Here is a 7748-nt window from a genome sequence, read left to right as displayed (position 1 = left end):
CTCCCCGAACGGCCCCGAGGACCCCGCGATCGCCCACGCGGCGACCGGCGCTGGCGGGGCCGTGGTGGTGCTCAACCCGCTGGACACCGAGCGGGACCTGGCCGCCCGGCTCACCGAGTCCGGGGCCCGGCTGCTGGTCGTCGCGCCCGCCGACCTGGAGCGGGGGACCGCCCTGGCCGCGCAGGTGGGGATCGACGAGGTGCTCACCACCGCGCCCGCGCCCGGCGCCCGCCCGTTCACCGCGCTGGCCGACGACGCGGGCGCCCCGGCCGCCGCAGCGGTCAGGGAGCTCGACCCGGCGCGCGACCCGGCCGCCCTGCTGCACTCCAGCGGCAGCACCGGCCACCCCAAGACCGTGGTGCTCACCCACCGCAACCTGGTCGCCAAGGCGCTGCTCACCAGCATGGTCGCCCCGATCGAACCGGGCGAGGTGGTGCTGGCCGTCCCGCCGTTCCACCACGCCTTCGGCCTCACCATGATGATGAACGCGACCCTGCTGCAGGGCGGCACCCTGATCACCGTGCCCCGCTTCGACCCCGAGGCGTTCCTGCGCGCGGTCGAGGACCACCGGGTCACCCGGCTCTACGTCGTGCCCACCATGGCCGTGCTGCTCGCGAAGAGCCCCCTGGTCGACGAGCACGACCTGTCCTCGCTGCGCTCCATCGTCTCCGGCGGCGCCGCGCTCGACCCGGAGATCGCGCGCCTGGTGCGCGAGCGGATCGGCTGCCGCATCGCCCAGGGCTACGGGATGACCGAGTCGATGGTCTCGTTCATGCAGTCCGACCACCCCGCCAACGACTCCTCGGTCGGCACGCCCGCGCCGGGCGTCGAGTGCCGCGTGGTCGACCCGGACACCGGCGAGGAGCTGAACGCGGAGGAGACCGGCGAGGTGCTGATCCGGGGCCCGCAGGTGATGCGCGGCTACCTGGCCGCCGGGGCGACCGACACCGCCGCCACCGCCGAGGTGCTGGGCCCGGACGGGTTCCTGCGCACCGGCGACCTCGGCTACGTCGGCTCCGACGGCGAGCTGGTGCTCGTCGACCGCATCAAGGAGCTGATCAAGTACAAGGGGCAGCAGGTGTCCCCGGTCGAGCTGGAGTCCGTGCTGCTCAAGCACCCTGAGGTCGCCGACGCCGCGGTGGTGGGCGTGCCGGACGAGGAGGCCAGCGAGATCCCCAAGGGGTTCGTGGTCGCCAAGGGGGCCACGACCGCCGAGGAGCTGATGGCGTACGTGGCCGAGCGCGTCGCCCCCTACAAGAAGATCCGCCGGATCGAGTTCGTCGACCGCATCCCGCGCACCCCGGTCGGCAAGGTCGAGCGCCGCGCGCTGCGCGACCGCGCCGCGTGACCCGAGGAGGAGACAGATGAGCAGTCCGCAGGTCGTCACCAGGGCGGAGTGGTTGCAGGCCCGCAAGGTCCTGCTGGAGAAGGAGAAGGAGGTCACCAGGGCGCGCGACGAGATCGCCGCCCAGCGCCGCGCGCTGCCGGTGGTGCTGGTGGAGAAGGACTACCGGTTCCAGGGCCCGGACGGCGAGCTGTCGCTGCTGGAGATGTTCGAGGGCCGCCGCCAGCTCGTGGTCCGCCACTACATGTACAGCCCCGGCGCGCAGGAGGGCTGCATCGGCTGCTCCATGCAGGCCGACAGCGTCGGCGAGCTGGCCCACCTGTGGGCGCGCGACACCACGTTCGCCATGGTCTCCCGCGCCCCGTACCCGGACTTCCAGCCGTTCAAGGCGCGCATGGGCTGGACCATGCCCTGGTACTCCTCGTTCGGCAGCGACTTCAACTACGACTACGAGGTCTCCACCGAGCAGGGCGAGTCGCCGGGGGTGAGCGCCTTCTACCGCGAGGGCGACCGGGTCTTCCACACCTACTCGGTGTTCGACCGGGGCGGCGAGATCTTCAAGAACTTCTACAACTACCTGGACATCACCCACCTCGGGCGTCGCGAGGACGAGCTGGAGCACCCGTGGGACTGGTGGCGGTTCAAGGACCGCTACGAGGCCGACGACGCGTCCGGGCCCGGCGAGAACTGGTGGAACAACACCAGGTTCAAGGGCTGACGGCCACGCGGCCGGCACCCCCGCGCCGCGGCACCCCCATCAGGACACCCGCACCACGACCGGGAGGGCACCACCATGCGCGACATGTCCGGCAGGACCACGATCGTCGTCGGCGCCAGCCGGGGCCTGGGGAGGGGGATCGCCGCCGCGCTGGCGGACGCGGGGTCCTCGGTGGTCGCGATCGCCCGCACCGCCGTCGAGCACACCGCGCCCGCCTCGGGCGCGGGGCAGGTCCGGGCCGAGGTCGTGGACGCCGCCGACGGCAAGTCCGCGACCGAGCTGATCGCCCGCCACGAGCCGCACGCGCTCGTGGTGGTCGCGGGCGCGGTCCCTGTCATGCGCCCGCTGCAGGACCAGGACTGGGAGAGCTTCTCGGTCAACTGGGAGACCGACGTCCGGATCACCTTCGACTGGCTGCGCGAGGCGCTGACCGCCCCGCTGCGGCCCGGCGGCCGGGTGGTCGTGGTCAGCAGCGGCGCGGCCCTGAACGCCGACGGCTCCCCGCTCAGCGGCGGCTACGCGGGCGCGAAGGCCATGCAGCGCTTCCTCACCGGCTACGCGCAGGGCGAGGCGGACCGGGCCGGGCTGGACCTGTCGTTCACCGCCGTGCTGCCCCGCTTCGCCCCGGAGACGGGCGTGGGCTCGGCGGCCGTCGCCGCGTACGCGGAGCGCGCGGGCGCGCCCGTCAAGGCGTTCCTGGAGCACCACAAGCCGCTGCTCACCCCGGAGATCGCCGGGCGGGCCGCGGTGGGGCTGCTGAGCGCAGGCACCGTCGCCCCGGCCTACCTGCTCAGCGGCGCCGGGCTGCGCGAGCTGCGCTGAGCGCGCGACCCCGTTCGAGGGGGCGGGACCGGAGCGCTCTCCGGTCCCGCCCCCTTTTTTCCTTTCCGGGCAGCGAAAACGTTGCCGCATTCCCGGAGAAACCTCGCAGCACTCCGGGAGAAGCACCCCGCCGAACCCGCTCCCATACTGGATCGGAGCTGTTCCACAGCGCAGGCCGCCAGTCCGGGAGCACCGATCCGGTGGTGAATCCGCCGGTCCCGGCGCGCGGCCCCCATTCCACTCACTCATCCACTCGAGCCGGGCGGGAGGCGACTCCCGGTGGCGTGCGGCGGGGAGATCATGGCTGATTTTGCTGAGCGAACGCGGAAACTGGTTCCGGGCGTGGTGACCGTCCTCGTCGGCGCGTCCCTGCTGGCGGTCGGGCACAACGCCGTCGCGGTTCCCGGAGCGCACGACATCGCCGTGCAGTACGGGTTCCGGGAGCTGCCCATCGAGCTGCCACCCGGCTACGAGGACCGCCCGATGAAGGACGTGCGGGAGGTGAACCCGGAGTTCCACCGCATCCGCAGCTGGATCTCCTCGGTCGGCGCGGGCATCGCCCTCAACGACCTCACCGGCCACGGGCGCGCGAACTCGCTGTGCATCGTGGACCCGCGCACCGACGAGGTGATCGTCACCCCGGCGCCCACCGCGCCCGAGGAGGACCGGTTCGCGCCGTTCCTGCTCGACCCCGCGCCGCTGCCGGTGGGCCGCGCGATGGCCCCGACCGGCTGCACGCCGGGTGACTTCAACGCGGACGGGCGCGCGGACCTGCTGGTGAGCTACTGGGGGCGCACCCCGGTGCTGTACCTGGCCAAGGAGAGCGCGCAGCGCGTCGAGCTCGCCTCCTACCACCCGACCGAGCTGGTCCCGCAGGTCACCCAGGACGGCGAGTACCACGGTCCCAAGTGGCACACCAACGCCGTGACGGTCGGCGACCTGGCGGGCAACGGCCGCCCGGACATCATCATCGGCAACTACTTCCCCGACTCCGACGTGCTGGACCCGCAGGGCCAGAACAACGTCTCCATGAACGACTCGCTCTCCAGGGCGCTCAACGGCGGCGGCAACCACGTCCTGCGCTGGACCTCCGGCGCGGCCGGTGACGAGCCCAGCGCGGGCTACGTCCAGGAGGACGCGGCGATCCCGCACCTGGCGGCCAACGGCTGGACCCTCGGGCTCAGCAACGCCGACATGACCGGCGACGGCCTGCCCGAGGTGTACATCGCCAACGACTTCGGCCACGACTTCATGCTGCACAACACCTCCACGCCCGACCGCATCCGGTTCGCCCCGGTCCTGGGCACCCGCACCCCGACCACGCCCAAGTCGTTCGTGCTGGGCAAGGACTCGTTCAAGGGCATGGGCGTGGACTTCGCGGACGTCGACCGCAACGGCAGCTTCGACATGGCGGTCAGCAACATCACCACCGCGTGGGGCCTTGAGGAGAGCCACTTCCTGTGGGTCAACGACGCGGCCGAGCCGAAGGCGCAGGCCGAGGCCATGGGCGGCGGCAAGGCGCTGTTCACCCAGCGCGGCCAGGAGCTGGCCACCGCGTGGTCCGGCTGGGGCTGGGACATCAAGATGGGCGACTTCGCCAACACCGGCAACCTGGACGTCGTCCAGACCACCGGGTTCGTCAAGGGCGACACCGACCGCTGGCCGTGGTTGCAGGAGCTGGCGATGTCCAACGAGATGCTGGTGTCCAACCCGGTCATGTGGCCCACCCTGCAGCCCGGCGACGACATCTCCGGCCACGAGGCCCCCGCGTTCTTCGCCAGGGGCCGCCACGAGGAGCAGTTCGTCAACATCACCGGCGAGCTGGGCCTCGGCGTGCACCACCCGAGCCGGGGCATCGCCATGGGCGACAGCACCCGCAGCGGCGCGCTGGACCTGGCCATCGCCCGCCAGTGGGGGCCGCCCTCCTTCTACGCCAACACCGCGCCGGACCGGGGCGGCTACCTGACGCTGCACCTGTACCGCCCGGTGGAGCAGGCGGGCACCGGTCTCGTCGGGCCGGGCAGCCCCGCCTACGGGGCCACCGTCACGGCCCGCACCCCGGACGGCGGGCAGCAGGTCTCGCAGCTCGACGGCGGCAGCGGCCACGGCGGCAAGCGCAGCTTCGACGTCCACTTCGGGTTCGGCGACTACACCGGCCCGGTCGAGCTGACGCTGTGCTGGCGCGACCTCGACGGGCGGCTGCACGAGCAGACCACGACGGTCGACCAGGGCGACCGCACCCTCTACCTGACCAGCACCGCACAGGAGGTCCCGGTCCGATGACCGCCACCGCCCCCACCACCGACCGGGCAGGCGACGGCCAGGCCCCCGCGCCGACCATCCCCGCCCCGAAACCGCCCAAGCTCGACCCGCGCTACGTGGCGCTGCGCAACTTCGCGCTGTCCATCAGCGTCTTCAACGTCTTCGGGTACACGCTGCTCGGGTTCGAGCAGCCCTGGCTGTGGCCGTTCGCCGCGGTGCTGGCCGGGTACACCACCGAGATCGTGCTGGAGGTGATCAGCGCGTGGGCCTACAAGCGCGCCCCCCGGTTCGGCGGGCGCGGGATGCGCGGGGTGTACGAGTTCCTGCTGCCCGCGCACATCACCAGCCTCGCGGTGAACATGCTGCTGTACGCCAACAACCAGCTGTGGCCGATCCTGTTCGGCGTGTTCTGCGGCGTCGCCGCCAAGCACGTGCTCCAGGCGCCGATCGCGGGCCGGATGCGGCACTACATGAACCCGTCGAACTTCGGGATCACGCTGGCGCTGCTGTTCTTCGGCTCGTGGATCAGCATCGCGCCGCCGTACGAGTTCACCGAGGAGGCGAACTACTACTGGCGGGTCATGATCCCGATCATCATCGCCACGGCGGGCACGGTCATCAACGGGCTGCTCACCAAGCGGGTGCCGTTGATCGTCGGCTGGATGGGCGGGTTCGCCATCCAGGCGTTCGTGCGGCACTGGATCTGGGACGTGTCGCTGTACAACGCGCTCGGGGTGATGACCGGGGTGGCGTTCGTGCTGTTCACCAACTACATGATCACCGACCCCGGCACCACGCCGACCAAGCCGGTCAACCAGTTCATGTTCGGCAGCGGTGTCGCGTTCGTCTACGGCATCCTGATGCTGTTCAACGTCGTCTACACCCTGTTCTTCGCCACCGCGATCGTGTGCCTGCTGCGCGGGCTGTGGTGGTGGGGCGTGCACCTGCGGACCGGTCGTTCGGCCGGGGCGGGCGCGGCGAGCCCCGCCGCGGGGGAGAGCGCACCGGGGCAAAGCGCCGCGGGGCAAGGGTCCGCGGGGCAAGGGGCCGCGGGGGCGGCGCGATGAGCGCCGGGGACGCCGAGCTGCTGCTGCTCGACGCGGCCGGGTTCGGCGAGCTGCGCGACCGGGTGGCCGCGCTGGCCGGGCCGCCCAGCGGGAGCGAGCTCCCCGAGCCGGGGCAGGACCTGGAGGCCGAGCTGACCGGTGGCACCCAGGCCGCCGGGTCGCTGGCCGCGCTGGCGGCCGAGCTCGCGGGATCACGCGCGGGAGGACCGGTGCGGGCCGCCGTCGTCGCCTCCGACCCGGTGGGCGCGCGGCGGGCGTTCCGGGCGCTGGTCGAACTGCTGGACGCCGGGGCCACCAAGGCCTTCCTGCCCGACGACGGCGTGTTCCTCGGGCGCGCCACCACCCCGCCCCGCATCGCCTACCTGTTCCCGGCGCAGGGCGGGAAGGTGGTGGGCGGCGCGGTGTGGCGGCGCTACCCCGAGGCCGCCGAGGTGCTGCGGGCCGCGCGGCCGGGCGACGGGGCCGACGCGGAGCAGGTGCGCGTGGTCGCCGGGTCGTTGGCCGCGGCGCGGCTGCTGGGGATGGCCGGGGTCGACGCGCACGTCGCGGTCGGCCACAGCCTCGGCGAGTTCACCGCGCTGAGCTGGGCCGGGTGCCTGGACCCGCGCGCGCTCCTGGACCTGGTCGCCGAGCGCGCCCGCGTGATGGCGTCCGCCTCGGCGGGCGGGGGCGCGATGGCGGTGCTGGGAACCGGCTTCGACACCGCCGCCGCGCTCGCGGTGGCCGAGGACGTCGGCGTCGCGGGTGACCACGCGCCCGACGAGACCGTGGTCGCCGGGCCCGCCGACGCGGTGGACCGGGTGTGCGAGGCCGCGCGCGGGCGCGGGTTCCGCGTGCACCGGCTGCGCGTCCCGCACGCCTTCCACACGGCGCACGTGAGCGGCGCGGCCGAGGCGGTGGGCGAGGCGCTGGGCCGGGTCCGGATCACCGCGCCCGAGCGGGAGGTCGTGTCGACCGTCACCGCCCGACCGGTCGGCCCGGACGACGACCCGGAGGCGCTGCTGCGCGAGCAGGTGCGCCGACCGGTGCTGTTCCGGCAGGCGGTGGCGCGGGCGCTGCGGGACGTGGACCTGGCAGTCGAGCTCGGGCCGGGCCGGGTGCTCGCGGGACTGGCGGCGCGCGTCGTGCCGGACGTGCCGGTGCTGGCCACCGACACCACCAGCCCGGACGGGGCCCCGCTGCTCGCGGTCCTCGGCGCGGCGCACGCGCTGGGCGCCGAGGTCGACCTGAAACCGCTGCTGCCCAGGGAAGAGGTCCCGCACTGCTGCGCCGGGCACGCGGGGGTGGGGCGATGAGCGCGCACGGGGCAGGCCCCGCGACGCCGCTGGTGTCCCGGCCCGCGCTGCGGGAGGTGATGCGCGGGTTCGCCACCGGCGTCACCGTGCTCACCACGGCGGGCCGCAGCACGCACGGCATGACCGCCAACGCGTTCTCGTCCGTGTCGCTGACCCCGCCGCTGGTGCTGTGCTGCGTGGCGCGCACGGCGCTGATGCACGCGGCCATCGTGGAGGAGGGGGAGTTCGCGGTCTCGGTG

Annotated in this window: 7 protein-coding genes; all 7 read left to right on the top strand. The window is 73.4% G+C overall.

Annotated features, from left to right (window positions below; genetic code table 11):
- Positions 1-1348: AMP-binding protein (locus ACTUAL_RS30945; protein ID WP_440902707.1), on the top strand; the 1348-nt coding region annotated here is incomplete at its 5' end.
- 16 nt (positions 1349-1364) lie between these two features.
- Positions 1365-2063 carry a DUF899 domain-containing protein gene (locus ACTUAL_RS30940; protein ID WP_096495219.1) on the top strand — a complete coding sequence of 233 codons (699 nt, stop codon included), beginning with the start codon at positions 1365-1367 and terminating at the stop codon, positions 2061-2063.
- 84 nt (positions 2064-2147) lie between these two features.
- The gene (locus ACTUAL_RS30935) at positions 2148-2885 is read left to right on the top strand and encodes an SDR family oxidoreductase (protein ID WP_440902706.1); all 738 of its coding nucleotides are present in this window, start codon (positions 2148-2150) and stop codon (positions 2883-2885) included.
- A gap of 342 nt (positions 2886-3227) precedes the next feature.
- On the top strand, positions 3228-5168 hold the full coding sequence (locus ACTUAL_RS30930; RefSeq protein WP_232519929.1) for a CRTAC1 family protein: 1941 nt from the start codon (positions 3228-3230) through the stop codon (positions 5166-5168).
- Positions 5165-6214, top strand: a complete 1050-nt coding sequence (locus ACTUAL_RS30925) for an enediyne biosynthesis protein (RefSeq protein ID WP_440902705.1) — start codon at positions 5165-5167, stop codon at positions 6212-6214. Before ACTUAL_RS30930 ends, ACTUAL_RS30925 begins: the two co-directional genes overlap by 4 nt.
- Positions 6211-7509: an ACP S-malonyltransferase gene (locus ACTUAL_RS30920; RefSeq protein ID WP_440902704.1), complete on the top strand. Its 1299-nt coding sequence runs from the start codon at positions 6211-6213 to the stop codon at positions 7507-7509. The genes ACTUAL_RS30925 and ACTUAL_RS30920 overlap by 4 nt, the downstream gene beginning before the upstream one ends.
- A partial coding sequence (locus tag ACTUAL_RS30915; protein ID WP_440902703.1) for a flavin reductase family protein occupies positions 7506-7748 on the top strand: 243 nt, incomplete at its 3' end. The genes ACTUAL_RS30920 and ACTUAL_RS30915, both read left to right, overlap by 4 nt.

The organism is Actinosynnema sp., assembly GCF_052038725.1.
This window is presented reverse-complemented; position numbering and strand designations above follow the sequence as displayed.